This is a genomic window from Streptomyces sp. NPDC021093, assembly GCF_044333135.1.
Classification (GTDB): domain Bacteria; phylum Actinomycetota; class Actinomycetes; order Streptomycetales; family Streptomycetaceae; genus Streptomyces.
Genome location: NZ_JBIRQJ010000014.1, coordinates 237140 through 263670, shown reverse-complemented (window position 1 = coordinate 263670; position 26531 = coordinate 237140). Strand labels below are relative to the sequence as shown.

Sequence of the window (26531 nt, the reverse complement as noted above, 5' to 3'; positions counted from 1 at the left end):
CGTGGAGAGCGCCTTTTCGCGAGTGCCCCCGGGGGCTTAGGTCAAAAGTCCGGGGTCAGTATGGGACCGGGGGCGGCGATGGATCGGAACCGGGAGGTGCCGCAGATGACGGAGTACGGGCGGGAGTACGGGCGGGAGCAGGAGAGGGCGAGGGAGCAGGAGAGGGAGCAGGCGCGGGAGCGGGCGCGGGAACGTGGTGCTCAGCGGGCCCTGTTGCCGTTCGGGCTCGCCGAGGTCGGCGGGCTCTCCATGGTGCCGACGCTGCGCCACCGCGATCAGGTGCTCGTGCACTGGGGCGCCGAGGTCCGGCCGGGTGACGTCGCGGTGCTGCGGCACCCGTTGCAGCAGGACCTGTTGGTGGTGAAGCGGATCGTGGAGCGGCGGGAGAGCGGTTGGTGGGTGCTCGGGGACAACCGGGACGAGGAGATGTCCGACTCCCGGACCTTCGGGGCCGTCCCGCCCGCCCTGGTGCTCGGGCGGGTGCGGGCCAGGTACCGGCCGATGCGGGCCGGGCGTCAGCGGTCCGTGGGCACGGTCGCCTCCTGGCTGCTGTCGGCGGTGCGGCCGGTGCTGGCCGACCGCTCCGTCTCCAGGCGCTTGCGGGCGCGGTAGGCGGCGACGTTGGCGCGGGTCGCGCACCGGTCGGAGCAGTAGCGGCGGGAGCGGTTGGTGGAGGTGTCGAGGTAGGCGTTGCGGCAGGGTGCGGCCTGGCACAGACCGAGGCGTTCCGGGCCGTACTCGGTGACATGGAAGGCCAGGCCCATGGAGGCGGTCGCCGCGTATCCCGCGGTCACGTTCGACGGGTGCTCGGCGAGGTGCATGTGCCAGTCCGGCCTGCCGTCGCTCTTGCGGGTCTCGTGGCCGGAGATCTGCGGGCTCACCGGGAATTCGAGGAGGAGCGAGTTGAGGAGGTCGACGGCCAGGGTCTCGTCGCCGGTGTCGGCCGCTTCGAAGATCGCGCGGAGGCGGGCGCGGACCGAACGGAAGCGGGTGACGTCGGCGTCGGTGGCCCGGCGGGCCGCCTGCTGACTCTCTCCGAACAGGTCGCGGACCGCTTCCACCGAGGTGAGCGAGTCCTTGTTGCGGGCCGGTTCCTCGCTGTTCACCAGGCGCACGGCGTAGTCAGCGTAATAGGCCAGTTCCACTTGTAGTCCTTACAGGGGCGGTCTAGTCTCGGTGCGAGCGTCTGACGTAATGGGCGGTTCTCGGTCGAGAGTATTACGGAATGGGTGGTTTCCCGTGGTGGGCAAGTCGGTGGGTCAGTCGGTGGGTCAGCCGGTGGGTACGGACTGGGCGGCGTGGCAGCGGAGCTGGGACCGGCAGCAGGAGTGGTACCTGCCCGACCGCGAGGAGCGTTTCCGGGTCATGCTCGACATGGTGGAGGCGGTCGTCGGGCCCGAGCCGCGGGTGCTCGACCTCGCGTGCGGTACGGGAAGTATCACGGGCAGGCTGCTGCATCGGTTCCCGAAGGCGACGAGTACCGGCGTCGATCTCGACCCGGCGCTCCTCGCGATCGCCCGCGGGACCTTCGAGGGGGACGGGCGGGTCGAGTTCGTCTCCGCGGACCTCGCCGATCCCGCGTGGCGGAGCAAGCTTCCGTACGACAGCTACGACGCGGTGCTGACCGGGAACGCCCGCAAAACGCACATGCGTGCGGATGCGGAGTTCACGCAAGATGGATCGCATGATCACGACGGAGTACGACGGGTGCGGTAAGTGCCTGGTGGGGGTGCGTCGCCTCTCTCGTAAGTCAGATTCGACCAACAGCCCTGAGAAGCAGCTCAATCAGGTACTCGGCGCCGTTGAAGCAGTCGGAGGACACGTCATCGCGTGGGCCGACGACTGGGAAGTATCGGGGGCTACGGACCCTGTGACCCGGCCGAAGCTCGGCCCGTGGCTGCGGGAAGAGATGGGCCCGTACGACGGTATCGCCGGATCGGCGGTGGACCGGATCGGACGCAACCAGCGGGACGTACTGAACACGGCCTACATGGTTCACGAGTCCGGCCGTCTGCTCATCACCCACGGGCACGACGGCCCGTGGAACCTGGATGACCCCGCCGACGAAATGCGGCTGTCCATGGAGTCGTTCGGTGCGCAGATGGAGTTGCGGGCCATCCAGAAGCGCAACCGTGACGAGACCAAGCGGGCGCGCACCGCCGGACAGCCGAAGCAGAAGAACCGATACGGCTACCAGTTTGTGCGCACCATTCCCACGGGCAACGTAGATCGTGTCGAGCTGGACCCGGTTGCGTCGCTGATTCTCCGCGACGTGGCGGAACGCATCCTCGCGGACGAAACCGGGAAAGTGACCGTCCACACCGAAGCCGCGCGGCTCAACCGTGCCGGGGTGCTCTCTCCCGCCGATCACCGTGCGGTGATGTATGGGCGCAAGCCCACAGGGGCCTTGTGGAACGCCAAGGCTCTCAAGCGAATGCTGATCAGTGAGGCGTCGTTGGGCTACCTCATGCATGACGAACGCCCCGTCATCGGGCCGGACGGGCATGGCGTACGGATCGCCGATCCTCTGTGGGACCGTGCCACCCGTGATGCGCTGATTGCGAGGACGGCCCCGAAGTGGACGGGCACACGCGCCCCGAAAGGGGTTCGGTTGCTTTCAGGAGTCGCGTTCTGCGGCGCGTGTGGGCACCGGCTCTACATGGTGGCGCGGTCGGGTCAGAACCCGTCTTACGGCTGTACCGCCCGCACGCGTGGAGTTGCGTCGTCGGCCCACTGCAAGCCGGCCCCCACCATGTCCGTTCCCTTGATGGATAGGGAAGTTGCGGACTGGTTCCTCGCCGAGTACGGATTCCATCAGCTCATGCGCAAGGAATTCGATCCCGGCACAGGGTATGCCGCTCGTGCTGCCGAGATAGAGGCTGACCGCACGCGGTTGCGAGGTGACCGCCAAGCGGGGCTGTATGAATCGGAATCCGATACGGAGTGGTATCGGTCCGAGTACGCACGGATGACCCGAGAGATCGAGGAGTTGAAGAAGCTTCCCGAGCGTCCGGCGGGAATGCGGTGGATATCACTTGGGCGAACCATCGAGGACGAGTGGAACGCCGCATCCGATGATGCGGCCCGTAGAGAGATCCTGAACGGGTACGACGTTCGCGTGACTCTCCATCCTCGGGGCGCGAAGCATCGGATTCGCAGAACGGGGCTCTCTCCGGAGCAGCGAGAGTTGGATGCGAAGGCGGCAAGGGAACGCGCCGAACTGGAAGCGGCGGCCGACCTTGAGGAGTTCGAAGAGCACTGCTGAGAGTCCTACTTGGCCCCCAGTACCCCTTGCGGCCCGTTGCCGGGATTTCCCCCGGTGGCGGGCCGTTCGGCGCCCCTGGGGGCATGCGTGGCTTCGAATGATGGCCCGATGGTTTCCCCCGTTGCTGTCGTCGGGCAGGGCCGTCGTTGCCAGTCCTGGGAACCCCGGGCGGGTGGCGCAAGCTCGGCACCCGGCGCGTCATGATCGCGGATAGCGGCGACCTCGACCCCACCATCGAAGAGTGAAAAACATGTGAAGGTTGCACACCCGTTACTGCCTGTATGTGACCTCCATCCCGATATCGCAGGCGATCGTTGATCCCTACAACATAGTGAGGGGCGGTACTCGGGAAACCTTCGACCGTCCCTCGGCGCAGGGAGGGGCTTCCTGCGCCGTTAAGTGATGCAGGTCACAGGTTTGCTTTGCGTTGTGCGTCCCGCTTCTCGGACCCCCCTCGGTCCCTACCACTGAGGAGGCGGGAACCTCTCGGTCCCTACTACTGGGGCACAGGTTCCGGAACCCCTTGGTCCCTACTGCGGGGGCAAAGGGTTCCGGAATCCCTTGGTCCCTACTGATGGGGCAGAAGAAACCCTCGCTCTCCCCGAAACCCGGAAGGGAGCGTCCTCACCATCGGCGCAAGCGTGCTGACCACCAGCACGACTACAAGCAAGCAAGGGAGGCCCATGAGTGCAACCCAACATGACGCTCTGATACGGACACTGGCGCGCACCGAGGCGGCAGCGCTGGCGCTGGCCCACCGGGGCGAGGGCAGCGCGGCAAACGTGCACCGGCTCGTGGACGCTGCCCTACGCCTGGCAGAACGCCTGTCGCAGGGGCCGGAGTGTGCGCGCCACGGATGCGGTGTCCGGGTGTCCTACGGGGGCCGTGGGCGGCCGCCTCGGTTCTGCTCCGGCGCCTGCCGGGGCTGGGCTGCCCGACTCGACAAGCAGCAGCGGAGGGAGGTGGAAGGGTGCTGAGTTACTTATTTTTTTGACGCGTAACAAAAAATAGAAAGAACTAAGAAATCTAAGAAAGAACCGGGGACTGTGACACGTCATTCTGATTGGTCGCACACCTCAGAGGGGACGCTCGTGGGTTACTACTCCGATGCTGACCGGTTAGACCGCTGTGAACGCTGCGGCGAGTACCTGACCGGCAGGCAAGAGAGGTTCTGCTCGCCCGCCTGCCGACAGGCAGCCCACCGTGCCAAGCAAACCCGAGAGCTTCCACCCATGAAGCCATGCCCGCTGTGCGGCGAGCTGTTCGAGGTGTGGCACCCGCGCAAGCGGTTCTGCGACTACAACGAGGAAGCGGGATACGACTGCATCAACGCACAGGAAGACCTCATAGAGGCCGCTGAGTTCGCCCTAGAGGACCGCAAGGCCGCCCGGTGCGCCCATTGTGATGAGAGCGCCGGATGGACCGGAAGAGGCCGCCCTAGACGGTTCTGTTCGGCCCGGTGCAAACAGGCCGACTACCGCAAACGCAAGACCCGACAACTCGCATAGCAAGACCGGTTCCCCCTGACAGATCACGGGGGCTTTTTCATGCCCGAAACCAGAAGGAAGGAAGCCCGCCCGACAGTGGGGCGGCATCACACCATGACGAATCTTGAGACGCTGGCCGCGAAGGTTGCCAAGCTCCGTGCGAGCGCCGAGAAGAGCGCGTCCCCGCTTGCCGCTGCGGAAGCTGAACTGCACGCTGCGCAGGAAGCCGAGGCCGCCCGCCAGGACGAGCGCAGCAAGGCGTACGACGCCCGGGTGTTCGACAACCGGTACCAGGACGCCGAGAGCGTCCGCCGCAGCGGTACTGGGCCGCAGGAGCGTTTTAGGGAACTGCTCGGTGCTGAGCCGTGGTTCCAGGCTTGGGCACAGATGCGGGCAGCCCGCTACCGGGCGTGGGACGTGTCGGTCGAAGCGCAGAACGCAGCAGTGAACACAGGAGCTGACTACCGGGCTGTGGCAGCCGTCACCGTCGGGGATGCCAACCTGATGGGCGACGTGACCAGGCTCGCCGACGAGCACGCACGGGCCATCGCCACGGCGGAAGCCGACCAGCGCCGGGCCGACCGTGACGCGTACATCACCGGAACGGACTGAACCGCCATGCCGGGCATGCCCTCCGTTCACTGCCCCACCCACCACGCGGCCCCGATGCTGCCCGCTGCGGTGACCAACGAGATAAGCCATACGGGCAGCCGCTGAATGGTCAAGTGCAACCCACCCCAACGTAGTTCGAAGCTCGGGCCTGAATCGTTGTGGGTTTGGTTCTTTGTCATGGCTCTACTGCACCGTGGCGTCAACGCTTTGCCAAGAGGCTTGATAGGGAACGTCGTCACATACGAACCTCCAAATACTGAGGCGTAAGTGAACGGCAGTAGGTGCAATCCTCCAAGCATTGACACTAAGTAACCGCACATACCGCAGCTTTGCTATTCACTCACACCCGCTCGGAGGTGACCCCCCTGCCCCGCAAACCCCGCCCCCCTTGCTCTGTCCCTGGGTGCCCCGAGCTGACAACTGGCGGTCGCTGCCCTGCTCATGCTCGTGAGGCGAACCGAGAACGTGCGTCACGTGGTGGAGCTGTCTACACCACACGATGGCAGCGAGTCCGTAAGGCGTTCCTGTACGCCAACCCGTGGTGCGTGCTCTGCTCGCGCACTGCGAACGTTGCCGACCACTTCCCTTTGAGCCGACGCGAGTTGGTTGCTCGGGGTGAGTCGACACCGGATGCGTTCAAGCATCTGCGTCCGCTGTGCACGTCGTGCCACAACCGCGAGACCGCGCGGCTTCAACCGGGTGGTTGGGCTGCCGAGAGGGTCCAGCCCCGTCGGCAGTGACCCCGACCAGGCGGGTACCCCCTCCTCTCGCACTAGTTGAGCGGCAGGGAGGCGACGAACCAGCACCGCAACCAGAGCCGTTTGCGCGGCCCCTTCGGCATGCCCGAAACACAGAAAGGAAGTGCCCATGGCCGACCCGTGGCGGAGGAAACCCGCACTGCAAGTAGTCCGCGAGGGAAACCCCGGCAAGCGGCCCGTACCGGAGAGCGTGAAGGTGCCCCCCGGTGAACTCGCCGAGCCTGACTGGCGCGACACATTCCGCCCCGCCGATGACCCCGAACAAGAAGCCATCAACGCCCGGTGTCGACTGGTCGCCGCACAGGAGTGGAAGCGCGTCGTCCCCGTGCTGAAACTCGCGGTCGGGCTCGGGGACACCGACACGACCGTGTTGAAGGACTACTGCGTCACCGTCGCCCGTATCGACCAGTGCGAGCGCGAACTATCCGCGAACGGGCTGCTCGTCCGGGGCGAGCGCGGGTGGCAGAAGAACGGGGCTACCACGATCGCCGGACAGTACCGCTCCCAACTCGCCCGCTACATCCGTGAACTCGGGCTCTCGCCCAGCGCACGCACCGCCATCACGACACCGGAAACCGACGACGAGTCGGACGTGTGGGACTGACCCCGCACCCACCCAATCCGAACGTCCCACTTTTTGCTTACCAGGAGACACACCTATGGCTTTGACCCTTGCCGAGTCCGCGAAGTTCTCGACTGCTCAGCTTCAGCGCGGCGTGATCGAGACGTTCATTCAGGCGTCCAGCGTGCTGGATCGAATCCCGCTGCTGACCATCGAAGGCAACGCCTACGCCTACAACGAGGAAGCCGTACTGCCCGGGGTCGCGTTCCGGTCCGTCGGGGAGGGCTACACCGAGTCCACCGGCGTCGTGAACCAGAAGTTCGAATCTCTGGTCATCCTCGGTGGAGATGCGGACGTGGACACCTTCGACGTGCGCACCCGGGGCAACGTGAATGATCTCCGCGCGGTACAGACTGCGATGAAGGTCAAGTCAGCGGCGCGGACATTCGATGACACGTTCTTCAACGGCGACGTTTCCCAGAACCCGAAGAGCTTCGAGGGTCTGCGCAAGCGGCTCGCCGGCGCACAGATCCTGAACGCGAACGTGCCCGTGGTCGGCAACGGCAGTACTGACACCCTCGCCTTCTTCGACAAGCTGGACGAGTTGGTTGGCGCCGTGCCTGGACTCACCGGGGGCAACGGTGCGATCTACACCAACGCCCTGGTGATCGGGAAGATCCGCGCGGCTGCCCGCCGGGTCGGCGGAGTGGAGCAGATCCGTGAGGACCTGACGCGGAAGGAAGTCACCCGGTACAACGGCATTCCGATCCTTGATGCCGGTCAGACCCGCACCGGGGCGGACATCCTTCCGCCGACCGTGAACGGCTCGGAGATGTTCGCTGTGCGCTTCGGTCAGGACGAGGACGACCAGGCCGTGACAGGACTGACCAACGGCGGAATCCAGGTCGACGACCTCGGGCAGCTCACCATCAAGCCCGCGTACCGCACCCGCATCGAGTTCTACTGTGGGGTGGGCGTTTTCGGCGGCAAGGCAGCCGCACGTCTGACCAACGTCCTCAACGGCTGACCCACATCACAGAGCCCCCGTGCTCGTCACCCTCATGGGCGGCGGGGACGGGGGCTTTGGTCGTGTCCGTCCGGGGAGGGGAGGGGCCTCGCAACGGTGCGTTGAGTGCCCGCAGCATGTTGGCCGCTCTCGCTGTGTACGGGTTCCGGGGTCGCCGAAAGCCCCGCCACGGGCGTTGTGACGGGGCCGTTCAGCGTTCAGGTATCCCAGGGCGGCGACTACTTGATCAGGGTCAGGAACATGCCCCAGGTCGAGTCTTCCACGGTGATGATCGGGCTGTTCTCGATCTTCGTGTCACGGAACATCGTGGCGCCGAGGACGTTCTCAGCGACCTCAATGCAGGCTCCACCTTCGCCTCCGCTGTAGCTGGACTTGTGCCAGTTCGGGTCAATCGCCATGGTGCTTCAGTTCCTCCAGCGCCGTCCTGATCCGTGCGAGAGACGCTACCGGCGGCAACGCAGCGGCTCGTACCAGATCGTATGACCTTCGGCAGTTCGCAAGCTCAGCTGGGGAGTCCATGGTATGGCCCGCGTGAGGCCCTTCGGTGTACGCAAGCTGCGAGCCATCGTCAGAGGTCAGAATCCACAGCGACCCGGTCTTCAGGGCATGCATCCCTACGTCGGCCGGTAGGAGCTGCACCACCACCTTGCCCTGCTCCGCCATGTCGAGGACGTGCACAAGCTGGTCCCGCATGACCCCACAGGGAAGAACGTCCCGGATGACACTCTCACCAAGGATGGTCCAGAACTCGGGCCGGTCCTCTCGATCGAGGATCGAAGCAAGCCCCATGCGATCGTCCACCATGCTCTGAATCTTCTCCGGAGCGCGATATGGCCATACGGCCTTGAACACTTCACGTGCGTACTCAGGGGTTTGAAGCAGTCCGGGCATCAAGTTCGGTTCGAACGCTTCGATACGGGCCGCCGTCTTCAGCGTCTCAGCGACGTAGGCGAAGAACGACGGGATCGTTCCGGCACTCTCAAGGAGAACGAAGAGGCGGACGAAATGGCCGTCGGTCTTGAGGGCCTGGTCGAGTCGTATCGACAGTTCACGCGTGGGAGGCCGAACCCCTCGTTCGAGGCGACTCACGTAGTCCTCAGAGACGTTGATCTCCCGTGCAAGGTCTTCTTGTAGCCACCCCGCCTTCTCTCGGAGGCGCTTGATCTCCGCGTGCCAGAAGCTACGTGGGTCCTGCGCGCCGTCCGGCTCTTCGTGTTCCGGCATCCTCTCCCCCCCTCAACCGGACAACCCGTTTGTCCGGGTGCAACTACTAGTGATCGTACGGATGCGTAGTCAACCTGTAACTAGGACAGCGGAGTTCGCAAGGAAGAGAGCTGACGATGACGGCCCCTGTGCAGGAGACAGAGACACCCGAGGCCCGGCAAGCACGCTACGTGGATGGCCTGTACCGGGACATCAAAGCGGGCCTCAACGCGAAGCTGGTCGGAACCAGGGACATGCGGGTCGTTGCCAACCCCGACGGCGTCCCACTGCTGTACATGGGTGCCATCGACATGATCAGCGCCAGTCGGCTGGCGAGTCTCCTGCAACGCAGGCAGCACATCGAAAACGGCTACTGGGTGACCGACACAATCAGGTCTGCTGACGCCAAAGTGATGCAGCAGAACGGCGACATGCTGAGCCTCATTCAGGACACCGGTATGTACTGGGACGTCCTGCGGACGCACTGCCAACTGCTCTGGGCACAGCCTGATGCGGCAGAGGAAAAGCGGGCCAGGACCACCTTGGACCGCCTACGCGCCGCCCTGCACGCGATCGGGCTGAACATGCCGGAAGCGGAGATCCACGCCGACCCGCTGGGCCGCATGAAGCTGGACCTGGGACGGGTTGATGTCGGCGCGGTGGAGTGCGCAACACAGCTTCTCCATCGGATGCTTCGGGGCTCATGACCAGTGACCAGACTCGGCGGCATCGTGATGTTCGCGCTGTTCGTGGGCGTGGTGGCCCTGATCGCAGCAAGGGCGGTGAGGTGACGTTGACTTGCCCGAATCCGCGCTGCCGGAGAGTCGTTCTCTGGACGAAGGGCAACCGGCGGTGCCCCGCCTGTCACACGCGGCTGCCGTCCCCCAACTGACTCCATCCCCTGGCTGGTTGAACCCGGTTCCCCCTATGGCTTGGCTTCCCGGCCGGGGGATGGCTCAAGACCCCGCCCGTTGATGATCAGGGGGGCCCGGCGCACCCCGGGATGATGCCCGGCGGACGGGTAAGGCTCCGCCCCGGTTGTGTTCTTGGTGGTTCGAGGACAACCGGGGCGGAGCACAAACCGCAAGGCCCCAGCTTCTCCTAGCGGCTCTAGGAGGGGACGGGGCACACGTTCGAGTGAGACCACGGAAGCACATCACGCAACTCAACTACCCCGCCCCATAGTGGGGTGCAGGAGAAGGAGGCTACCTGTGAGCGTGGGAGTCATACGTGCAAAGCGAGAGGGACGCCGAAGCAGTTGCGCGGATTGTCCGCATGGTCAAGCAGGGAGCGGACCCGTCGGCCTTGGTTTGCCGGAAGTGCGACGGGCCAAAGGAAGTGATAGGCCGACTGGACCCAAGCTTCCGAGGGTCGGGACTGACTCCCGTCGAGGTGGACGCCATCTGCGGTCGCTGTGGGCCCGACGACCCCGACGAGTCCCCGACCCCTGCCCGGGAATGCACTGCTCCCAATGCGGGGGTACAGCTACCAAGTCAGGCAACTGGTGCACCTGTCAGAGCTGCGGACACGGCTTCGGCTGCTGACGGGGGTCGTATTCCCGGCCGTTAGAAGCCCCGTCCGTGTGCCTCTCCGTGGCGCGTGGGCGGGGCTGGTCTGTACCCGGGTGTGCTGTCTGGCTACAGTGTGATTAGAGGGTGTTCCTGACCGCCACCGCGCTGCACTGGCTGAAGCTGGGACCGCTCGGCACGCTGTACGGGCAGCTCGGTGAACTGGTGCGTGCGGGAGGGGTGTTCATGAACGCGGACCGGATGAAGGATCCGACGACCCCGCGGATCAATGCCGCTGAGCGGGCGCTGCGGCACGCGGTGATGGAGCGTACGAAGGGCGGGGAGGTGCGGGACTGGGCCCAGTGGTGGGAACTGGCCGCCGCCGACCCGGAGTTGGCGGCCCCCACCGCCGAGCGTTTCGCGATCTTCGGTGAGCACGCGGACGGCGAGACCCCCTCGGTGGAGTGGCACGCGGCGACGCTGCGGGCGGCCGGGTTCGGGGAGGCGCGGGCGGTGTGGTCGTCGCCCTCCGACGCGCTGGTGCTCGCGGTCAAGTAGGGCGTGCGCGACAAAGGGGCGGTACGGAAGTCCGTACCGCCCCTCCGTCATGAGCGTGCGCCTACAGCACCTTGGACAGGAACGACTTCGTCCGGTCGTGCTGCGGATTGGTCAGTACGTCCCGCGGGCTGCCGGATTCCACGACCACGCCCTCGTCCATGAAGACGAGGGAGTCGCCGACCTCCCGCGCGAAGCCCATCTCGTGCGTCACGACGATCATCGTCATGCCGTCCTCGGCGAGGGAGCGCATCACGTCCAGTACGTCGCCGACCAGCTCCGGGTCGAGCGCGGACGTCGGCTCGTCGAAGAGCATCAGCTTCGGTTCCATCGCCAACGCCCGTGCGATCGCGACGCGTTGCTGCTGTCCGCCGGAGAGCTGGGACGGGTAGTTGCCGGCCTTGTCGGCGAGGCCGACCCGGTCGAGCAGCTTCTTCGCGCGCTCGCGGGCGACCGCCTTGGTGTCGCCCTTGACCTGTACGGGCGCCTCCATGACGTTCTCCAGCGCTGTCATGTGCGGGAACAGGTTGAAGCGCTGGAAGACCATGCCGATGTCCCGGCGCTGGCGGGCGACCTCGCTGTCCTTCAGCTCGTACAGCTTGTCGCCCTTCTGCCGGTAGCCGACCAGCTGGCCGTCGACCGAGAGGCGGCCCGCGTTGACCTTCTCCAGGTGGTTGATGCACCGCAGGAAGGTCGACTTGCCGGAGCCCGACGGGCCGACCAGGCAGAACACCTCACCGGTGGCGACCTCCAGGCTGATGCCCTTGAGCACCTCCGTGTGGCCGAAGGACTTGCGTACGCCCTCGGCCTTCACCATGGCGGTCATCGGGTGCCCCTCTCACTGCCCAGGCCGAGCAGGTTCGCCTTGATCTTCTGCCACGGGGTGTCCGGCAGCGAGCGCAGCGAGCCGCGCGCGTACCGCCGCTCCAGGTAGAACTGGAAGACGCTGAACACGCTCGTCATCACCAGGTACCAGAGGGCCGCGACGAAGAGCATCTCCATCACGGCGTACGACGTCGAGCCGATCGCCGACGTCGAGCGCAGCAGTTCGTTGTACGTCACCGCGTACACCAGCGCCGAGGTCTTCAGCATGTTGATGAACTCGTTGCCGGTCGGCGGCACGATCACCCGCATCGCCTGCGGGATCACGATGCGGCGCAGGGTCTTGCCCTGGCTCATGCCGAGCGCCTGCGAGGCCTCGGTCTGGCCCTCGTCGACGGCCAGCAGACCGGCCCGGCAGATCTCCGCCATGTACGCGGCCTCGTTGAGGCCGAGGCCCAGGAGCGCGCACAGGAACGGGGTCATCACGTCCGTCATCTCGTCCTTGTAGAGAGGACCGAGGTTGAGGACGGGGAAGATCAGCGCCAGGTTGAACCACAGCAGCAGCTGGAGGTAGACCGGCGTGCCGCGGAAGAACCAGATGTAGAGCCAGGCGACCCCGCTGGTCACCGGGTTCTTCGAGAGCCGCATCACGGCCAGCACGATGCCCAGCACCACGCCCATCGCCATGGCGAGCACGCTGATCAGCAGGGTGCGCCCGGCGCCCGCGACGACCGTGTCGTCGAAGAGCTTGTCGGTGACGGCACCCCACTGGATCTCGCCCTGCGAGAACGAGTAGCCGAGCAGGAGCAGCAGCGCGACCACGATCACGCCGCTGACCCAACGCCCGTAGTGGCGTACGGGGATGGCCTTGATGGCCTCGGCCGGGACGGACGGCGACGGGGTGACCGTCGTCGCACCCGAGTGCCCTGCGGGAGGTGTGTCCGCGGGCTCCTTGCTGAACTTCTCAGTCATGACGACTGCCCTTCAGTGGTGCTGCTCAGTGGTACGTCGCTCACGCGTGCCGGACGCCTGCGCCGGACGCGTACGCCGCTGTGTCCGAGACCGGTCACTTGCCGCTGTTGACAGCGGCGGCGTCGATCGCGCCGGTCTGGGCGCCCCACTTCTCCAGCACCTTCTTGTAGGAGCCGTCCTTGATGATCGCGTCGAGGGCTTCCTTGACGGCGTCCCGCAGCTTGGTGTTCTTCTTGTCGACGGCGATGCCGAACGGGCCCGCCTCGTACTGCTCGCCGACGATCTCGAAGGTCTTGCCGCCACCGGCCTTGCGGACCAGGTCCACCGCCACCGGGTAGTCGTTGACACCGGCCGCCGCACCGCCGGCCCGCACCCGGGTCTGCGCCTCGGTGTCGTTCTCGAACGACTCGATCTTGATGGCCGGCTTGCCGCCGTCGGTGCACTTCTTGGACGCGGTCTTCAGGGCGGCCTCGTACGTGGTGCCCTGCTGGACGGCCGCGCCCTTGCCGCAGAGGTCCTCGATGGACTTGATGCCCTGCGGGTTGCCCTTCTTCACGTACACGGCGGTGCCGGCGATGAAGTAGTCCACGAAGTCGACGCCCGAGCCGAGCTTCTTGCCCTTCTCGTCCAGACCCTCCTGGCGGGCCTTGGTGTCCGTGATGGACGACATCGCCAGGTCGTAGCGGCCCGCGTTGACACCGGTGACCAGGGTGTCGAACTTCGCGTCGGTGAACTTCACCTTGACGCCCAGCTTCTCGCCCAGCGCGGCGGCGATGTCCGGGTCGACACCGACGATCTGGCCGCCCTCCTTGGACTCCATCGGGGCGTACTCGGCGTTGGTGCCGATCTCCAGGGTGCCCTTCTTCTGGACCGCCTCGGGGAGCTTGGCGAACAGCGCGTTGCCCTTCCCGCCGTCCTTGGCCTTGCCGTCGCCGTCACCGGCACCGGTCTGGTCGCCGCAGCCGGTGAGAACCAGGGCTCCGGCGACCGCGAGCGCGCCGACCGCGGCTATTCGGGACCGTGCGGCCGAGCGGCGGGGGGAGAGAGCGGTCATGGGGGTCCTCCGGCAGATGAGGGTGGATGTCCGTGTTCCCGGTGGCCCGGGGCCCGGAACTCCGGGCAGGTCGGGGCGGTCGAGCACGCGGCTCTGGGTGGCACGACCGGACACGACCAGGTGTGATGTCGGCATCTTGCCATTCGGACCAGGTCATTAAGGGGGCCCGTCATGTCAAAATCAGATAACGGGTGATCCCCGAACCCCAACGGGCCGGTACATCAAGGCCGGACCTTCTGCAGGGTTGTTGCCTTACTACCGGAGAAACTCCGGCAAGTCTCGCGATGCGGACACAAATCAAGGTGCACAACAGGACAAGTACCGGACTTCTGCGGAACTTGTCCGACATCGCATCATGAGTCGTCTCAACTCCACCGACGCGCTGCTCACGTTCCGTCACTGCTCGGATACGGACTCGTCGCCGGTGTGCCCCGTCCGGTAAGAAGGACCATTACACCCCTCATCCGGGGCCCAGGGCGCGTGTGCGGCGCGCCCGCGCGCACGTACCTCCCCCTGCCGGGGTGGGCCAACCACCCAGGGCAGGGCACGTGCGCGGACCCGCCCACCCCTCCTCAACCAGGAGTGGCCACCCTCAACTGATGAAGACTTAAGGGGTCAAGAGAACATGGCAGCGGAGATCGTCAATCCCGAAACCGGTACCGGTACGGGCGTGGGGCCGGATGAGCCCTTCGACCCGGCCTTCGCGCTCCACCGGGGCGGCAAGATGGCCGTCCAGTCCACCGTGCCGATCCGCGACAAGGACGACCTGTCCCTCGCGTACACGCCCGGTGTCGCCAAGGTGTGCAGCGCCATCGCCGAGCAGCCGGACCTGGTCAACGACTACACCTGGAAGTCGAACGTCGTCGCCGTCGTCACCGACGGCACGGCGGTCCTCGGCCTCGGTGACATCGGTCCGGAAGCCTCCCTCCCCGTGATGGAGGGCAAGGCAATCCTCTTCAAGCAGTTCGGCGGCGTCGACGCGGTGCCGATCGCGCTCGCGACCACGAGCACCGAAGAGATCATCGAGACGGTCGTCCGTCTCGCCCCGTCCTTCGGCGGGGTCAACCTCGAAGACATCTCGGCCCCGCGCTGCTTCGAGATCGAGCGCCGGCTCCAGGAGGCCCTGGACATCCCGGTGTTCCACGACGACCAGCACGGCACGGCCGTGGTGACCCTGGCGGCCCTGCGCAACGCGGCCCGGCTGACCGGCCGCTCGCTGGCCGACCTCCGCGCCGTCATCTCGGGCGCGGGCGCGGCGGGCGTCGCCATCGCCAAGTTCCTGCTGGAGGCCGGGCTCGGTGACGTGGCCGTCGCCGACCGCAAGGGCATCGTCAGCCGCGACCGCGACGACCTGACGCCGGTCAAGCGCGAGCTGGCCGAGCTCACGAACAAGGCGGGGCTGAGCGGATCGCTCGATTCCGCGCTCGCCGGCGCGGACGTCTTCATCGGCGTTTCCGGCGGTACGGTCCCGGAGCCCGCGGTGGCGTCCATGGCCCCCGGCGCGTTCGTCTTCGCCATGGCGAACCCGAACCCCGAGGTGCACCCCGACATCGCCCACAAGTACGCGGCGGTCGTCGCCACGGGCCGCTCGGACTACCCGAACCAGATCAACAACGTCCTCGCCTTCCCCGGCATCTTCGCCGGTGCGCTCCAGGTGCGCGCCTCGCGCATCACCGAGGGCATGAAGATCGCCGCGGCGAACGCGCTGGCGGACGTGGTGGGCGACGCGCTCGCCGCCGACTACGTCATCCCGTCGCCGTTCGACGAGCGGGTCGCCCCGGCGGTCACCGCGGCGGTCGCCGCTGCCGCTCGGGCGGAGGGTGTGGCGCGGCGCTAGTCGCCGGTCGCTGCAGCAGTCGCTGCAGTACGAGTACGAGTACGAGTACGGGCCGCGCCCGTGTCCCCGGTGCGGGGGGCACGGGCGCGGCCCGTACTCGCTTGCGGGGTACGGCACTTGGGCCGCCCGCGGGGGTGATCGCGCGCCTATACTCCGTCACTGCTCGGCCGACGGGCGTACATGCGAGACACGGGGGACACATGGCGGAGTTGGACACGTCCGGGCTGGTACTGGCATGGGGGCTCGTCGGGGTGGCCGTGCCCGCGCTGGTGGTACGGCTGGCCTCGCTGAAGCAGCTGGTCCGGCTGCAACGCGAGGTGCGGGCGCAGGAGCCGGAGATCCGCGCGGGCCGGGTGAAGCTCTCGGCGCCTCCGGCGTCCGTGGCGCGGGACCTGCTGCTGGGGTTCGTGTGCGCGTTCGGCCTGATGGTGTGGACGAGCTCCGAGAGCGTGCCCGGCTTCGCGCTGCTGTCGAGCGGGATCTACCTGCCCGACGTCGACGAACTCCAGAGTGCCTTCGCCCTGGCGTTCGTGCCCGCGCGCATCGCGTTCTTCAGCGTCGCCGGGCCGGTGCTGTTCCTGTGGCTGTTGCTGTGGTTTCTGACCCAGCGCAACGTGCGGGTGGTCGGGGTGCCGTCCCCGGACGGGCCGGTACGGGGCCTGCGCGCGGTCGGCCCGCGCCTCGCCGCCTCCCTCGCGCTGCGCCTGCTGGTCGGGCTGATCGCGCCGTTCGGGCTGGTGGTGGCGGCGCTGGTGTGCCAGATCGTGGCGGCGCTGGTCAGCAGGCGGGTGCTGGGCATCCCGGTTCAGGCACCGGTCCCTGGACCCGCGGGGGCGTTCGGGCCCGCGCCGTCCGTCGCGCCGGGGGCGGCGGACCCGTACGCGTCGACCGCGTCGGCGAACGCGACTCCGGCCCGGCCGCCGGTGCCGAACCCGTACGCGTCGACCGCGTCGGCGCAGGCCGAGCCGCCGGTGTCCGCCCCCGCGCTGGGGCGGCCCGCCCCGTACGTGCCGACCCAGCCGGTGAACTCCGCGCCCGCCTCCTCCGTCCCGTACCAGGAGCTCCACCCCAACGAGCCCCGTACGATCGCCGGATACCACCTCATCGGCCGGATCGGCTCGGGCGGTATGGGTACGGTCTACCTCGCCCGGCGCGAGGGGTCCGCAACCCAGGTGGCCCTGAAGACCATCCACCCCGAACTCCTCGACCACGCCGAGCTGTTGAAGCGGTTCGAGCGCGAGTCGGAGGTGCTGGCCATGGTGCCAGGCGCGTACACCGCGCGGGTGCTCGACGCGGGGGTCGACTCCGGACGGCCCTACCTGGCAATGGAGTTGCTGGACGGGCGGCCGCTCGACGTCCATCTGCGGGAGCAGGGGCCGATCGGGTCGGCCCAGGCGCTGCGGGCGCTCGCGCTCGCGCTGGGCACCGCGCTGTCCGGGGTGCACAGGCTCGGGCTTGTGCACCGGGATCTGAAGCCCGCGAACATCATGCTGACCAGCGCCGGGCCGCGCCTGCTGGACTTCGGCATCGCGGCCCTGGTGGACGGCACGAGGCTCACCCGTACCGGCGGCGGGCCGGGGACGCTGACGTACATGGCGCCCGAGCAGTTCGGGGACGAGCCCGTCGGGACGGCCGCGGACGTGTGGGCCTGGGCGTGCTGCGTGGTGTGCGCGGCGCACGGGGCGAGCCCGTTCCACGCGACGAGCACGGGCGCGGTGATCCGGCGGATCGTGGACACCGGCCCCGAGCCCGCCTCGCTGGCGGCCGTACAGGCGCTGGATCCGGGGCTGGCGGCCGTGGTCGCGCGGGCGTTGACCGCCGATCCGGCCGGGCGCCCGGCGGACGGTGCGGCGCTCGTGGAATTGCTGGCGGCGGGCGGTGGCGACGTACGGGACCAGATCACCAGGGGCTGGCAGACGCTGGCGGGACCGGGGTGGCACGGAGGCGCAGGGGCGTGACGCGGTGCGGGTCACACCCCGGAGCTGTTCCGTCACGTGGCCGGTGCGGCCTATGGTCGGGCCATGTTCGCCGCATACGCAGCCCGCATCGACCGTGACCAGCCGCTGAACGGCCTTGAGCTGGGGGAGCGCCCGGAGCCGGAGGTCCGGCCCGGGTGGACCACCGTGACGGTGAAGGCCGCATCGCTCAACCACCACGACCTGTGGTCGCTGCGCGGGGTGGGCATCGGGGGCGACGCGCTGCCGATGATCCTCGGCTGCGACGCGGCGGGCATCGACGCCGACGGCAACGAGGTCGTGCTGCATTCGGTGATCGGCGAGACCGGGCACGGCGTCGGACCGCACGAGAAGCGGTCGATCCTCACCGAGAAGTACCAGGGGACGTTCGCGGAGCGCGTGACGGTGCCGCTCTGGAACGTGCTGCCCAAGCCCAAGGAGCTCAGCTTCGAGGAGGCGGCCTGTCTGCCGACCGCGTGGCTGACCGCGTACCGGATGCTGTTCACCAACGCGGGCGTACGGCCGGGGGACGCGGTCCTCGTGCAGGGTGCGGGCGGCGGCGTCGCCACCGCCGCGATCGTGCTCGGCAGGGCGGCCGGGCTGCGGATGTACGCCACCAGCCGCGACGAGGCCAAGCGGAAGCGGGCCGTCGAGCTGGGGGCGGTGGAGGCGTACGAGGCGGGGGCGCGGCTGCCGGAGCGGGTGGACGCCGTGATCGAGACGGTGGGCGCGGCGACCTGGTCGCACTCGGTCAAGTCCCTGCGCCCCGGCGGGACTCTGGTGATCTCGGGGGCGACGAGCGGCCCGAGCCCCGCCTCCGCCGAGCTCAACCGGATCTTCTTCCTGGAGCTGAAGGTCGTCGGCTCGACGATGGGTTCCAAGGACGAGCTGACCGACCTGCTGGCGTTCTGCGCGGCGACGGGCGTACGGCCGGTGATCGACGGCGTACTGCCGCTGGACCGGGCCCGGGAGGGCTTCGAGCGGATGGCGGGCGGGGACCTCTTCGGAAAGATTGTGCTCACCGGGTCTTGAGAGTCCAGGGGGGCGCTGTTTTGATCTCCGGCACCTGACTTGTGATGCCGGAGGAGTGCCCCCATGCGCAGCACGTACGGAAGAGTCGTCGTCGGTCTGGCCTGCGGGGCGCTGCTCGCGGGCGGGGGCATCGCCGCCCCCGCCGCGTACGCGGCACAGGATCCCGGTCCCGGTCCGGCTACCGGTCTCGGTCCGGCTCCCGGGCCCTGGAGCATCCCGAAGCTGACCGACGACCACGGCCGCGTCCTCACGCTGCGCGGCTGGAACGTCGAGGACAAGACCAACCGCGGGGACGCGGCCCTCTCCGCCATCACCGAGAAGCACTTCCGCGACATGAGCGCGAAGGGCTTCAACTTCGCCCGCCTGCTGATCTTCTGGGACGACCTGGAGGCCGAGCGCGGGCGGTACAGCGAGCAGTACCTGCGCAAGATCGAACGCATCCTGGACTGGGCGCGGAAGTACGGCGTGAAGGTGCTGCTCGACGGCCACCAGGACGTCTTCGGGCCCGCCTTCGGACACCGCGGCATCCCGGAATGGGCGACGCGGACGGACGGGCTTCCCTTCACCCCTCAGCCGGACGACTGGTTCTCCGAGTACTTCCAGCCCGCCGTGCAGCGCGCCTTCACGCACCTCTACGAGGACGAGGACCTGCGGCGCGCCCAGGCCGCCGTGTGGCGGCTGCTCGCCGACCGGTTCGAGGACCACCCGGCGGTCTTCGGGTACGACTTCATCAACGAGCCGATGGGCGAACTGAAGGACGGCGAGGACCTGCCGACGGCCGCCCGCCGTATCGAGCGCGACCAGATCACCCCGATGCACAACCGGCTTGCGGCGGCGGTCCGTTCGGTCGACCGGGACAACTGGCTCTTCGTCGAGCCGACCCCCATCGTGGGCGAGGGAGTGCCGACGGGTCTCGGGAGGATCAAGGACCCGAAGCGGAAGGTCGTCTACGCACCGCACTTCTACAACGCGGGGATGGAGGCGGGCGCGGACTACGACCCGGGGGCCGGCTGGATCGAGGCGTACGAGGCGGCCGTCACGCAGTATCCGAAGCGGTACGGGGTGCCGGTCGTGGTCGGCGAGTGGGGCCCGCTCAACAACGACCTCCCGAACATGGGGAGTTTCTACCGGGACGCGCTGGCCTCGATGGCGCGCTACGGCTCCGGGTGGGCGGGCTACGTGTGGTGCTACGGGGGTGGCTACTGCGCGGTGGACGCGGCGGGCGAACTCCGCGGGAACAAGCAGCAGACGGCGGCGCCCTACGCGGCGGCGGTGGCGGGGCGGGTGCGGAACGAGTCGTACGACGCGGTCGCCGGGCGCTACTCCCTTGCCTACGAGGCGAGTTGGCGCGGCGGAGGAGTGAGCGAGGTGTCGCTGCCGCCGAGCGCGAAGGGGTGGCGGGTGAGCGTGAGCGGCCGGGCGTGGACCGGGACGCGGGAGGTGGCGGCCGGGAAGGCGGCGAAGGTGCGGGTGCGTGCGGTGCCGGGGGCGGAGGTCTCGGTGACGGTGCGGAAGCGGTAGGGCGTTGCTGCGTGACACTCCTCCGCGCGCCGGTCAGGCCCTAGCCTGGTCCACCATGTGGCCACGAATCGACGGACTGCGGGTGATGGAGTTCGGGACGCCGGGCGACTTCCGGGACGAGCTCAACGCGCTCGTGGTGGCGGGGAAGAAGCGCGGTACCGCCGGCCTCCACGACGAGTACCGGGCCGAGGGCGAGGAGCTTGAGCACGTCGGCGAGCGGTTGGTCGTGGTCGACAACGCCGGGGACCGGTTGGTCGACATCGTCGTCACCGGGGTCGAGATCCGACCGTTCGGCGAGGTGGGCCGGGAGTTCGCCGACAGCGAGGGTGAGGGGTTCCGGTCCGCCGATCACTGGCGCGAGGGGCACGCCCGGTACTGGGGCGCCCAGGGAGTCCAGGTGGGGCCCCGCACCCTGATCGTCTGCCTGAGCTTCCGACTGGCCGACTGAGGCCCGCGCGCCCCACGGCCCGCGCCACGGCCCACCCCACGGCCCACCCCACGGGACGCACCCGCGCCCGACCCCGATCGTCAACAGGGGTTGACGGAGGGGTGCTGTCAACGTAAATTGACAAGCATGACCGAAGCAACCGATCTCGCCGCCAGGGCGGGAGACCGAGATCCACGGGTCGGACTGCGCGCGGTGGCCGCTCTGCGGCGACTGCTTGAGCAGCTGGAGGCCGTACAGGTGCGGGGTGCCCGCAACCAGGGCTGGTCGTGGCAGGAAATCGCTGCCGAGTTGGGCGTCAGCAAGCAGGCCGTGCACAAGAAGCATGGAGGTCGATGATGTTCGAACGGTTCACGGAGAGCGCACGGGGCGTGGTGATCGGAGCGGTCACCCACGCGGAACGGCTGGACGCGGAGCAGGTCACCGAGGAGCACCTGCTGCTGGCACTGATGGACACCGAGGGCGGTCGCGCCTCGTTCGCCTTCGCCGCGCTCGGCATCGACCGGCAGCGGGACGCGGTCGCCGCCTCCCTCGCGGACGCGCGTCGGCGCGGCGGGATGTCGAAGGCGGAGGCGTCCGCGCTCGCCGACATGGGAATCGACGTCGACGCCATCGTCGCGAAGGTCGAGGAGACGCACGGGGAGGGCGCGCTGGGCGGGCGCAAGAGCGGCCGGTTCAGGCGGGGCCTGCTGAAGGGGCACCGGCCGTTCGCGTCCGGCGCGAAGAAGGCCATCGAACAGTCGCTCCGGGTGGCGATCGGACGCGGCGACCATCACATCGGCGACGAACACCTGCTGCTGGCGCTGACGGCCCGGCCCGGCGTGGTCTCGGACGTGCTCGGGGAGTACGGGGCGGGGTACGGCGAGGTCGAGCGGGCGATGTTCGGCGGAGTCAAGTAGAGGCTGAAGCGGGAGCTGGTGGGCGGGTGTTGTCGGACCCGGGGGCTAGGGTTTTCGGCAACGCCCGCCCGTTTTCCGTCTGCCCCGGAGGATCCCGTGTCCGTGCCCGCGCCTGTTGAATTCGTGCCCGCCGAGGGCCCCGTGACCGAGCCGGTCACCAAGGTGGGCGGGCAGCCGGTGTGGCGGGGGGAGGAGGCGCAGTGGCCCCTTTCGAAGGAATCCGGCGAACCGATGGAGTTCATCGGGCAGTTCGCCGTACGGGACGGCGCGCTCGCCTACCTCTTCATGGCAGGGAGCGGGGAGGACACCTTCGAGCCGGACGGCGGGGAGAACGCGCTGATCGTCCAGCCGGGCGGCCGGGTGCCGGACTTCGTGGCCGGGGTGCGGGAGCTGGCGGCGGGCCCGACCGCCGGGGCGGACCACCTGCCGGTGCTCGGGGAGCCGGACCCCGACGAGGAGTGCTGGCAGTTCCTGGGCGGGCCGGGGGTGGAGCCGCGCTGGCTGCAGGGCGAGGAAGTGCCGGGGGAGGGCTGGGAGCTGGTGGCCCAGCTCGATTCGACCGCGCTGCCCTTCGAGGTCGACTTCGGGGACACCGGGATCGGATACGCCTTCCTGTCGCCCGACGGGAAGGAGGGGAGGTTCCTGTGGCAGTGCGCTTAGCACTGGAGGCGCGAGGGGTTGCCCCCTGCTGGAACGAAGACGGAACGGGGTAGCGGGGCTCCCGCACGGCTGTACGGGTAGTCGCGCCCCGCAACGGCTTCGCTCCGCACCGGGCGGCGTTCGTGCTGGAGGTGGCGGCGCTCGGTGGCCGGCTCGCTGGTGACAGGGGGTCCTGCCACAACTGCAAGGCCCCCTTCAGTCATTCGCCGAAAACACACGCCTGCGGCTACGGCTTGCGGGCACATGTGAGGGAATTTAGCGTTGCCGCATGTGCCCCATAAGGCGAGTCTCCGTAGCGAGTACCGGCACCGTCAGGATCCGTCCAGAGCACGTTGCGCGCACCGGAACCCCAACCCTGTGGTGGCTGATGACCTCCCGCCGCTGGACGCAGCCGCGACCGATCAACGTCTACGTCGTCGAACACGAAGCGGGTCTGGTCCTGTTCGACACGGGGCAGGACCGTGCTTCTGTCACGGACCCCGCGTACTTCCCCGGCGGGGCGGCAGGCTTCATGTACTCGCGCCTTGCCCGGTTCGCCATCGGCGCCGACGACACGCTGAGCGCGAAACTCGCGAGTATCGGGTACGACATCGCCGATGTGCGGACCGTCGTGATCTCACACCTCCACCAGGATCACATCGGTGGCCTCGCCGAACTCGGACAGGCTGAAATCGTCGTCGCGGCTTCCGAGCTCGCCACTGCGCGCGATGGGTTCGCCGAGGCGCGCGGCTACCTGAAGAAGCACATCTTCCTGCCCGGACTCCGCTGGAAGCCGTTGGAAGAAGGGGAGTTGGACCTGTTCGAGGACGGCTCGCTGACGGTGATCCCCACTCCGGGACACACGCCCGGGTCCCTCTCCATGCTGGTGCGGCAGGACGGCATGACCCCTCTGCTGTTCGTCGGCGACCTGACGTACGACGTCGACCTCCTCGCGAAGGGGCACGTTCCAGGTGTCGGCGACAAGGCGGGTCTCCAGGCCTCGACGCGGTACGTCGCCCAGCTTTCGGTGCGGTACCCGGGGCTCGTCGTGCTCGCCGCGCACGACCCGGCCGCAGCGGGCCTCCTCGGCGCCGCGACTGCTGCGCCACCCGTAACGGAATGAGGCAGGGCACTGTGCGCCGACCCCAAGGGGGGAGGGGGTGTCGGGGGTCCGTGCCGCGGCCCCCGACACCCCCTCCGCAGCGGTTATCCCTTCGGACGGCCCCGCAGCAGCCCGTCGATGTGTGCCGCCGTCGACGCCAACCGGGCGCGGGCGTCGGTGAGTTGGGCCGAGGAGACGCCGTGGTCGCGGGCCGCGTCGCGGATGTCGTCGCGGAAGCGGTCGAGGAGGCGGTCCAGGTCGCGGGCCGGGTCGGAGCCGGGCTTCGCGTCCTCGAACGCCCAGTCCGGGAGGGACTCCTTCGGGGGTGCGTCCGTGGTCTGCCCGGCCGGGTTCGGGCGTGCGTCCTCGCGGGCGGGGTGATCCCGTACCGCTTCCTCCCACGCGTCCCCGGCCGGTGCCTTGTCCGCCCGCTCGACCTTGATGTCGGGTGCCTCGTGCGGGCGGCCGAAGCGGCCGAAGTCCTTGCCCCAGCTGCGGCTGAACTCCTTCTCGATCTCGGCGAGTCCTTCCCGTACGGCGGAGGGCCAGTCGCCGCGCGCCACGTGCTCGCGGACCTGCTCCTCCACCCGGCGGGCCGCCTGCTGCATCTGCTCGTGGGCCCGCTCGGCGGTCTCCTTCGCCTGGCGGCGGGCCTCCTGGGCGTCCTCGCGGGCCCGGCGGCTCTCGTCCTTCGCGCGGCGGGCCTGCTCCTTCCACTCCTGGCGGGCCTTGCGCATCTCCTCCTTCGCGGTGCGCCAGGCCTCCTTGTCGCCCCAGGGGGCGCCCCGGTCGCCCTTCGAGTCGGCGGAGGGCTCCTTCGAGTCCGCGGCCTGGGCGCGCATCTCGCGGCGCAGGTCGCCGGCCGCGCCCCGTACGTCGTCCCGGATCTCGGCGGCCAGCTCGGAGACCGACTCGCGGATCTCCAGCTCCAGGTCGGCCAACTCGCCGCCCCGGCCCGCCAGTTCCTCGCGGCCCGCCTCGGTGATCGAGTACACCTTGCGGCCGCCCTCGGTGGCGTGCGTGACGAGGCCCTCGGCCTCCAGCTTGGCCAGGCGCGGGTAGACGGTGCCGGCGGACGGCGCGTACAGGCCCTCGAAGCGCTCCTCCAGGAGGCGGATCACCTCGTAGCCGTGGCGCGGCGCCTCGTCCAGCAGCTTGAGGAGGTAGAGGCGGAGTCGGCCGTGGGCGAAGACGGGAGGCATGTCAGAGGACCTTTCCGGAAGGAGCGTCGCCGGGGGTGTCGCCGGGAGTGTCGGAGGGGGCGCCGGAGGGCGAGTCGGTGGGGGCGCCGGGGGTGTCGCCGGGGGCGTCACCCGGGGTGTTGTCGATCGGTGCGTCGTCCAGCAGCCCTTCGTCGAGCGGCGGCCGGCGCAGCAGCGCGATCGCGCCGGAGACCGTCGTCGCGCGCAGCTTGCCCGCGCCCGTGCCCAGCGTGCCCGTGATCTTCTTCTGCCCCCACTGGCCGGATACCCGCAGGTCCTCGAACGCGTTGGAGACCGACCCGCTGGTGGTGTTCGCCTCCACCTTCGCGTCGGCGGGGTGCGGGAGGCGGATCGCGATCTCGCCGGTGACCGTCGTCAGGTCGATGTCGGCGGGGCCGCTGTGCGCGGTGTCGACGTCGATGAGCAGCGCGCCGTTGACCGAGTCCGCCCGGACGGAGGAACCCGCGCCGTCGATGACCGTCAGGTCGCCCGTCACCGACTTGAACTGCAGGTCGCCGGTGAGGGTGTGGGCCTCGACGTTGCCGGAGACCGTCTCCGCCTTCACCCGCCCGGACAGGCCGACCAGAGTGGTCTCGCCGGTGACCCCGCGCACCTCCGTGCGCTCCCGGATCCCCGTGACCACCGCGTTGGCGCCGACCACGCCCACGTCGACCTTCGCCCCCGCGGGGACGGTGAGCGTGACGGCCGCCGAGCGGTTCCAGCTGCGCCGGTCGAGCATCTTGAGGAAGCCGTGCCAGGGCAGGTCCTCGTACGTGACGGTGAGCGTGCCGTCCTTGTGCGTGACGACCAGCGGCGGGCCGTCCAGCTCGGTCACTTCGAGGCGCGCGGTCGGTTCCCCGTCGGAGAGCCCGTCCGTGCCGACGACATTGACGGTGCCGTTGACGATGCGCACGCTCAGCGCGGTCACGGGCGCGTCGAAGGTGAGTTTCTGCGGTTCGGTGACGGACCACTCGGTCATGGTGATTCCTTCCCCAGCCAGTCTTCAGTCGGTCTCAGGTCGGTCGCCGGTCGGTCTTCAGCCGGTCTTCCCCGGGGACGCAACATATCGCGTCTTCTGTTCAACACGATATATCGCGGTTGGGTGAAGTCAAGATAAGGAGTGCGGGGGTGCGGGAGGTGGATGCCGGTGAATTGACCTAGCGTGGGCGTTATGTCGCACCCGGTGTCTTCGTCCGCGCACTCCGCGCAGCCCGCGCACGCCACCGGGGCCCTGCTGCTCTGCCGGGCCCCGGTCGACGACGTGCGCCCCGCGGCCCACCTGCTGCGCGAGCGGATGCTGCTCGCCCCGGCGGGCGACGGCTGGAGCGTCCTCGTTCCCGAGGGCAAGCCCTGGCTGGCGCAGGGGAGCGCGTACGAACCCGTCGACCGGGTCCTCGCGGGCTGGGCGACCGCCCTCGCGGTCGGCGCCAGCTGGCCGGTGCTCGCCCTCTGGTGGGACCAGGACCACGCCGGATACACCCTCGCCGCCGGATTCCGGCGGACCGTCGGCTACGAGTGGCTGGCCGACGGCACCCCCGTCGGCGAGGACGAGGCGATGCGCACCTTCGCGGCGCGGCTCGCGCTCGACCCCGTGCACGACATGGAGCGGTTGGAGGAGCTGGCGGGGCCCGACACGGACACGGACGCCAGGGCCCGGCTGGTTGGCCTGGTCGCCCTGCTGCACCGGGCCGGGCTCGAACTGCCGCCCGGACTCACCCCCGGCGAGAGCGCCGACCGGCTGCGCGAAGTGGCCCGCTCGGGGGTGGGGGCGGAAGCCGTGGAGTGGTCGGGCTGGCGCGACGCGCTCCGCGCCGAGCTGGACGTGATGGACCACAGCCCGTTCGGTTCCTGGGTACGGGGTCCCAAGGCGCGGCTCGTCGGGGCGGTCCAACTGGGCCTGGGCGTACCCCTGTTGGTCTGGGGGCTGCGGCGCTCCGCCGCCGGGTGGGCGGTCGCGGGCGGACTGCTGGTCACCCAGGGCGCGCTGGGCCTGACGTACGACAGGATGCGCGCCCGGGGGTGAGGTCCGGCGGGCACTGCTGGTCGATCAGCGCGTACTACGGGCACTGCTGGT

At 68.8% G+C, this 26531-nt stretch carries 24 protein-coding genes and 2 pseudogenes; 18 read left to right on the top strand and 8 right to left on the bottom strand.

Going from position 1 to position 26531, the window contains the following annotated elements; all coding sequences use genetic code 11:
• Nucleotides 1-105: 105 nt before the first annotated feature.
• The gene (sodX, locus tag ACH4SP_RS36375; RefSeq protein ID WP_398421616.1) at nucleotides 106-612 is read left to right on the top strand and encodes a nickel-type superoxide dismutase maturation protease; all 507 of its coding nucleotides are present in this window, start codon (nucleotides 106-108) and stop codon (nucleotides 610-612) included.
• Here sodX and ACH4SP_RS36370 read toward each other — a convergent pair.
• Nucleotides 516-1145, bottom strand: a complete 630-nt coding sequence (locus ACH4SP_RS36370) for a CGNR zinc finger domain-containing protein (protein WP_398421615.1) — start codon at nucleotides 1143-1145, stop codon at nucleotides 516-518. The genes sodX and ACH4SP_RS36370 overlap by 97 nt on opposite strands.
• 121 nt (nucleotides 1146-1266) lie before the next feature.
• Here ACH4SP_RS36370 and ACH4SP_RS36365 point away from each other — a divergent pair.
• The 5 genes and pseudogenes from ACH4SP_RS36365 to ACH4SP_RS36345 form a co-directional block, all read left to right on the top strand.
• Nucleotides 1267-1635 (top strand): annotated as a pseudogene (locus tag ACH4SP_RS36365) (class I SAM-dependent methyltransferase); the annotation flags it as partial.
• A gap of 49 nt (nucleotides 1636-1684) precedes the next feature.
• On the top strand, nucleotides 1685-3265 hold the full coding sequence (locus ACH4SP_RS36360) for a recombinase family protein (protein WP_398421613.1): 1581 nt from the start codon (nucleotides 1685-1687) through the stop codon (nucleotides 3263-3265).
• Between the two features lie 1601 nt (nucleotides 3266-4866).
• Nucleotides 4867-5364, top strand: coding sequence for a hypothetical protein (locus tag ACH4SP_RS36355; RefSeq protein WP_398421612.1), 498 nt, complete (start codon nucleotides 4867-4869; stop codon nucleotides 5362-5364).
• Nucleotides 5365-6231: 867 nt separating this feature from the next.
• A complete protein-coding gene (locus ACH4SP_RS36350; protein WP_398421610.1) occupies nucleotides 6232-6726 on the top strand; it encodes a phage terminase small subunit P27 family in 495 nt (164 codons plus the stop codon).
• 55 nt (nucleotides 6727-6781) lie between these two features.
• Entirely contained in the window at nucleotides 6782-7711 is a 930-nt protein-coding gene (locus ACH4SP_RS36345; protein ID WP_398421608.1) for a major capsid protein, read from the top strand.
• Nucleotides 7712-7929: 218 nt separating this feature from the next.
• Here ACH4SP_RS36345 and ACH4SP_RS36340 read toward each other — a convergent pair whose 3' ends face one another.
• A complete protein-coding gene (locus ACH4SP_RS36340; protein WP_398421606.1) occupies nucleotides 7930-8109 on the bottom strand; it encodes a DUF397 domain-containing protein in 180 nt (59 codons plus the stop codon).
• Complete coding sequence (locus ACH4SP_RS36335; RefSeq protein WP_398421604.1) at nucleotides 8099-8935, bottom strand: Scr1 family TA system antitoxin-like transcriptional regulator; 837 nt, start codon at nucleotides 8933-8935, stop codon at nucleotides 8099-8101. Before ACH4SP_RS36335 ends, ACH4SP_RS36340 begins: the two co-directional genes overlap by 11 nt.
• Nucleotides 8936-9051: 116 nt before the next feature.
• Here ACH4SP_RS36335 and ACH4SP_RS36330 point away from each other — a divergent pair, with 116 nt between their 5' ends.
• Together ACH4SP_RS36330 and ACH4SP_RS36325 are read left to right on the top strand one after the other, a co-directional pair.
• The gene (locus tag ACH4SP_RS36330) at nucleotides 9052-9621 is read left to right on the top strand and encodes a hypothetical protein (RefSeq protein ID WP_398421602.1); all 570 of its coding nucleotides are present in this window, start codon (nucleotides 9052-9054) and stop codon (nucleotides 9619-9621) included.
• Between the two features lie 954 nt (nucleotides 9622-10575).
• Nucleotides 10576-10980 (top strand): annotated as a pseudogene (locus tag ACH4SP_RS36325) (SAM-dependent methyltransferase); the annotation flags it as partial.
• A gap of 61 nt (nucleotides 10981-11041) precedes the next feature.
• Here the strand turns inward: ACH4SP_RS36325 and ACH4SP_RS36320 are convergent.
• The 3 genes from ACH4SP_RS36320 to ACH4SP_RS36310 all read right to left on the bottom strand — a co-directional run bounded on the left by ACH4SP_RS36320 (nucleotide 11042) and on the right by ACH4SP_RS36310 (nucleotide 13825).
• Entirely contained in the window at nucleotides 11042-11803 is a 762-nt protein-coding gene (locus ACH4SP_RS36320) for an amino acid ABC transporter ATP-binding protein (RefSeq protein WP_398421601.1), read from the bottom strand.
• Nucleotides 11800-12771: an amino acid ABC transporter permease gene (locus ACH4SP_RS36315; protein ID WP_398421599.1), complete on the bottom strand. Its 972-nt coding sequence runs from the start codon at nucleotides 12769-12771 to the stop codon at nucleotides 11800-11802. The genes ACH4SP_RS36320 and ACH4SP_RS36315 overlap by 4 nt, the downstream gene beginning before the upstream one ends.
• A 94-nt stretch (nucleotides 12772-12865) precedes the next feature.
• Nucleotides 12866-13825 carry an ABC transporter substrate-binding protein gene (locus tag ACH4SP_RS36310; protein ID WP_398421597.1) on the bottom strand — a complete coding sequence of 320 codons (960 nt, stop codon included), beginning with the start codon at nucleotides 13823-13825 and terminating at the stop codon, nucleotides 12866-12868.
• 625 nt (nucleotides 13826-14450) lie between these two features.
• On the opposite strand from ACH4SP_RS36310, the gene ACH4SP_RS36305 reads away from it, so the two are divergent.
• From ACH4SP_RS36305 to ACH4SP_RS36265, 9 genes are all read left to right on the top strand, one after another.
• The gene (locus ACH4SP_RS36305; protein ID WP_398421595.1) at nucleotides 14451-15662 is read left to right on the top strand and encodes an NADP-dependent malic enzyme; all 1212 of its coding nucleotides are present in this window, start codon (nucleotides 14451-14453) and stop codon (nucleotides 15660-15662) included.
• A 200-nt stretch (nucleotides 15663-15862) separates the two neighbouring features.
• A complete protein-coding gene (locus ACH4SP_RS36300) occupies nucleotides 15863-17620 on the top strand; it encodes a protein kinase (RefSeq protein WP_398421593.1) in 1758 nt (585 codons plus the stop codon).
• A gap of 63 nt (nucleotides 17621-17683) precedes the next feature.
• Complete coding sequence (locus ACH4SP_RS36295; RefSeq protein WP_398421591.1) at nucleotides 17684-18649, top strand: zinc-binding dehydrogenase; 966 nt, start codon at nucleotides 17684-17686, stop codon at nucleotides 18647-18649.
• Nucleotides 18650-18712: 63 nt separating this feature from the next.
• Complete coding sequence (locus tag ACH4SP_RS36290) at nucleotides 18713-20170, top strand: glycoside hydrolase family 5 protein (RefSeq protein ID WP_398421589.1); 1458 nt, start codon at nucleotides 18713-18715, stop codon at nucleotides 20168-20170.
• Between the two features lie 55 nt (nucleotides 20171-20225).
• On the top strand, nucleotides 20226-20618 hold the full coding sequence (locus ACH4SP_RS36285; protein ID WP_398421587.1) for an ASCH domain-containing protein: 393 nt from the start codon (nucleotides 20226-20228) through the stop codon (nucleotides 20616-20618).
• Nucleotides 20619-20744: 126 nt separating this feature from the next.
• Entirely contained in the window at nucleotides 20745-20954 is a 210-nt protein-coding gene (locus ACH4SP_RS36280; RefSeq protein WP_398421586.1) for a helix-turn-helix domain-containing protein, read from the top strand.
• Nucleotides 20954-21514, top strand: a complete 561-nt coding sequence (locus tag ACH4SP_RS36275) for a Clp protease N-terminal domain-containing protein (RefSeq protein WP_398421715.1) — start codon at nucleotides 20954-20956, stop codon at nucleotides 21512-21514. Before ACH4SP_RS36280 ends, ACH4SP_RS36275 begins: the two co-directional genes overlap by 1 nt.
• 102 nt (nucleotides 21515-21616) lie before the next feature.
• The gene (locus ACH4SP_RS36270; protein WP_398421584.1) at nucleotides 21617-22174 is read left to right on the top strand and encodes a hypothetical protein; all 558 of its coding nucleotides are present in this window, start codon (nucleotides 21617-21619) and stop codon (nucleotides 22172-22174) included.
• 367 nt (nucleotides 22175-22541) lie between these two features.
• Nucleotides 22542-23276, top strand: coding sequence for an N-acyl homoserine lactonase family protein (locus ACH4SP_RS36265; RefSeq protein ID WP_398421582.1), 735 nt, complete (start codon nucleotides 22542-22544; stop codon nucleotides 23274-23276).
• An 83-nt stretch (nucleotides 23277-23359) separates the two neighbouring features.
• Here ACH4SP_RS36265 and ACH4SP_RS36260 read toward each other — a convergent pair whose 3' ends face one another.
• Nucleotides 23360-24457, bottom strand: coding sequence for a helix-turn-helix transcriptional regulator (locus tag ACH4SP_RS36260; protein ID WP_398421581.1), 1098 nt, complete (start codon nucleotides 24455-24457; stop codon nucleotides 23360-23362).
• Nucleotide 24458: 1 nt separating this feature from the next.
• Nucleotides 24459-25436: a DUF4097 family beta strand repeat-containing protein gene (locus tag ACH4SP_RS36255; protein ID WP_398421579.1), complete on the bottom strand. Its 978-nt coding sequence runs from the start codon at nucleotides 25434-25436 to the stop codon at nucleotides 24459-24461.
• Nucleotides 25437-25628: 192 nt separating this feature from the next.
• Here ACH4SP_RS36255 and ACH4SP_RS36250 point away from each other — a divergent pair, with 192 nt between their 5' ends.
• On the top strand, nucleotides 25629-26480 hold the full coding sequence (locus ACH4SP_RS36250; protein ID WP_398421577.1) for a hypothetical protein: 852 nt from the start codon (nucleotides 25629-25631) through the stop codon (nucleotides 26478-26480).
• The last annotated feature ends 51 nt before the right edge of the window (nucleotides 26481-26531 follow it).

What these genes read in the sequence shown, in the direction of transcription:
- ACH4SP_RS36345 (WP_398421608.1), top strand. Translation starts at nt 6,782, where the DNA reads ATGGCTTTGACCCTTGCCGAGTCCGCGAAGTTCTCGACTGCTCAGCTT.
- ACH4SP_RS36310 (WP_398421597.1), bottom strand. Translation starts at nt 13,825, where the DNA reads ATGACCGCTCTCTCCCCCCGCCGCTCGGCCGCACGGTCCCGAATAGCC.
- ACH4SP_RS36320 (WP_398421601.1), bottom strand. Translation starts at nt 11,803, where the DNA reads ATGACCGCCATGGTGAAGGCCGAGGGCGTACGCAAGTCCTTCGGCCAC.
- ACH4SP_RS36355 (WP_398421612.1), top strand. Translation starts at nt 4,867, where the DNA reads ATGACGAATCTTGAGACGCTGGCCGCGAAGGTTGCCAAGCTCCGTGCG.
- ACH4SP_RS36265 (WP_398421582.1), top strand. Translation starts at nt 22,542, where the DNA reads ATGACCTCCCGCCGCTGGACGCAGCCGCGACCGATCAACGTCTACGTC.
- sodX (WP_398421616.1), top strand. Translation starts at nt 106, where the DNA reads ATGACGGAGTACGGGCGGGAGTACGGGCGGGAGCAGGAGAGGGCGAGG.
- ACH4SP_RS36315 (WP_398421599.1), bottom strand. Translation starts at nt 12,771, where the DNA reads ATGACTGAGAAGTTCAGCAAGGAGCCCGCGGACACACCTCCCGCAGGG.
- ACH4SP_RS36330 (WP_398421602.1), top strand. Translation starts at nt 9,052, where the DNA reads ATGACGGCCCCTGTGCAGGAGACAGAGACACCCGAGGCCCGGCAAGCA.
- ACH4SP_RS36285 (WP_398421587.1), top strand. Translation starts at nt 20,226, where the DNA reads ATGTGGCCACGAATCGACGGACTGCGGGTGATGGAGTTCGGGACGCCG.
- ACH4SP_RS36360 (WP_398421613.1), top strand. Translation starts at nt 1,685, where the DNA reads ATGATCACGACGGAGTACGACGGGTGCGGTAAGTGCCTGGTGGGGGTG.
- ACH4SP_RS36290 (WP_398421589.1), top strand. Translation starts at nt 18,713, where the DNA reads ATGCGCAGCACGTACGGAAGAGTCGTCGTCGGTCTGGCCTGCGGGGCG.
- ACH4SP_RS36300 (WP_398421593.1), top strand. Translation starts at nt 15,863, where the DNA reads ATGGCGGAGTTGGACACGTCCGGGCTGGTACTGGCATGGGGGCTCGTC.
- ACH4SP_RS36350 (WP_398421610.1), top strand. Translation starts at nt 6,232, where the DNA reads ATGGCCGACCCGTGGCGGAGGAAACCCGCACTGCAAGTAGTCCGCGAG.
- ACH4SP_RS36260 (WP_398421581.1), bottom strand. Translation starts at nt 24,457, where the DNA reads ATGCCTCCCGTCTTCGCCCACGGCCGACTCCGCCTCTACCTCCTCAAG.
- ACH4SP_RS36275 (WP_398421715.1), top strand. Translation starts at nt 20,954, where the DNA reads ATGTTCGAACGGTTCACGGAGAGCGCACGGGGCGTGGTGATCGGAGCG.
- ACH4SP_RS36305 (WP_398421595.1), top strand. Translation starts at nt 14,451, where the DNA reads ATGGCAGCGGAGATCGTCAATCCCGAAACCGGTACCGGTACGGGCGTG.
- ACH4SP_RS36340 (WP_398421606.1), bottom strand. Translation starts at nt 8,109, where the DNA reads ATGGCGATTGACCCGAACTGGCACAAGTCCAGCTACAGCGGAGGCGAA.
- ACH4SP_RS36280 (WP_398421586.1), top strand. Translation starts at nt 20,745, where the DNA reads ATGACCGAAGCAACCGATCTCGCCGCCAGGGCGGGAGACCGAGATCCA.
- ACH4SP_RS36295 (WP_398421591.1), top strand. Translation starts at nt 17,684, where the DNA reads ATGTTCGCCGCATACGCAGCCCGCATCGACCGTGACCAGCCGCTGAAC.
- ACH4SP_RS36250 (WP_398421577.1), top strand. Translation starts at nt 25,629, where the DNA reads ATGTCGCACCCGGTGTCTTCGTCCGCGCACTCCGCGCAGCCCGCGCAC.
- ACH4SP_RS36255 (WP_398421579.1), bottom strand. Translation starts at nt 25,436, where the DNA reads ATGACCGAGTGGTCCGTCACCGAACCGCAGAAACTCACCTTCGACGCG.
- ACH4SP_RS36335 (WP_398421604.1), bottom strand. Translation starts at nt 8,935, where the DNA reads ATGCCGGAACACGAAGAGCCGGACGGCGCGCAGGACCCACGTAGCTTC.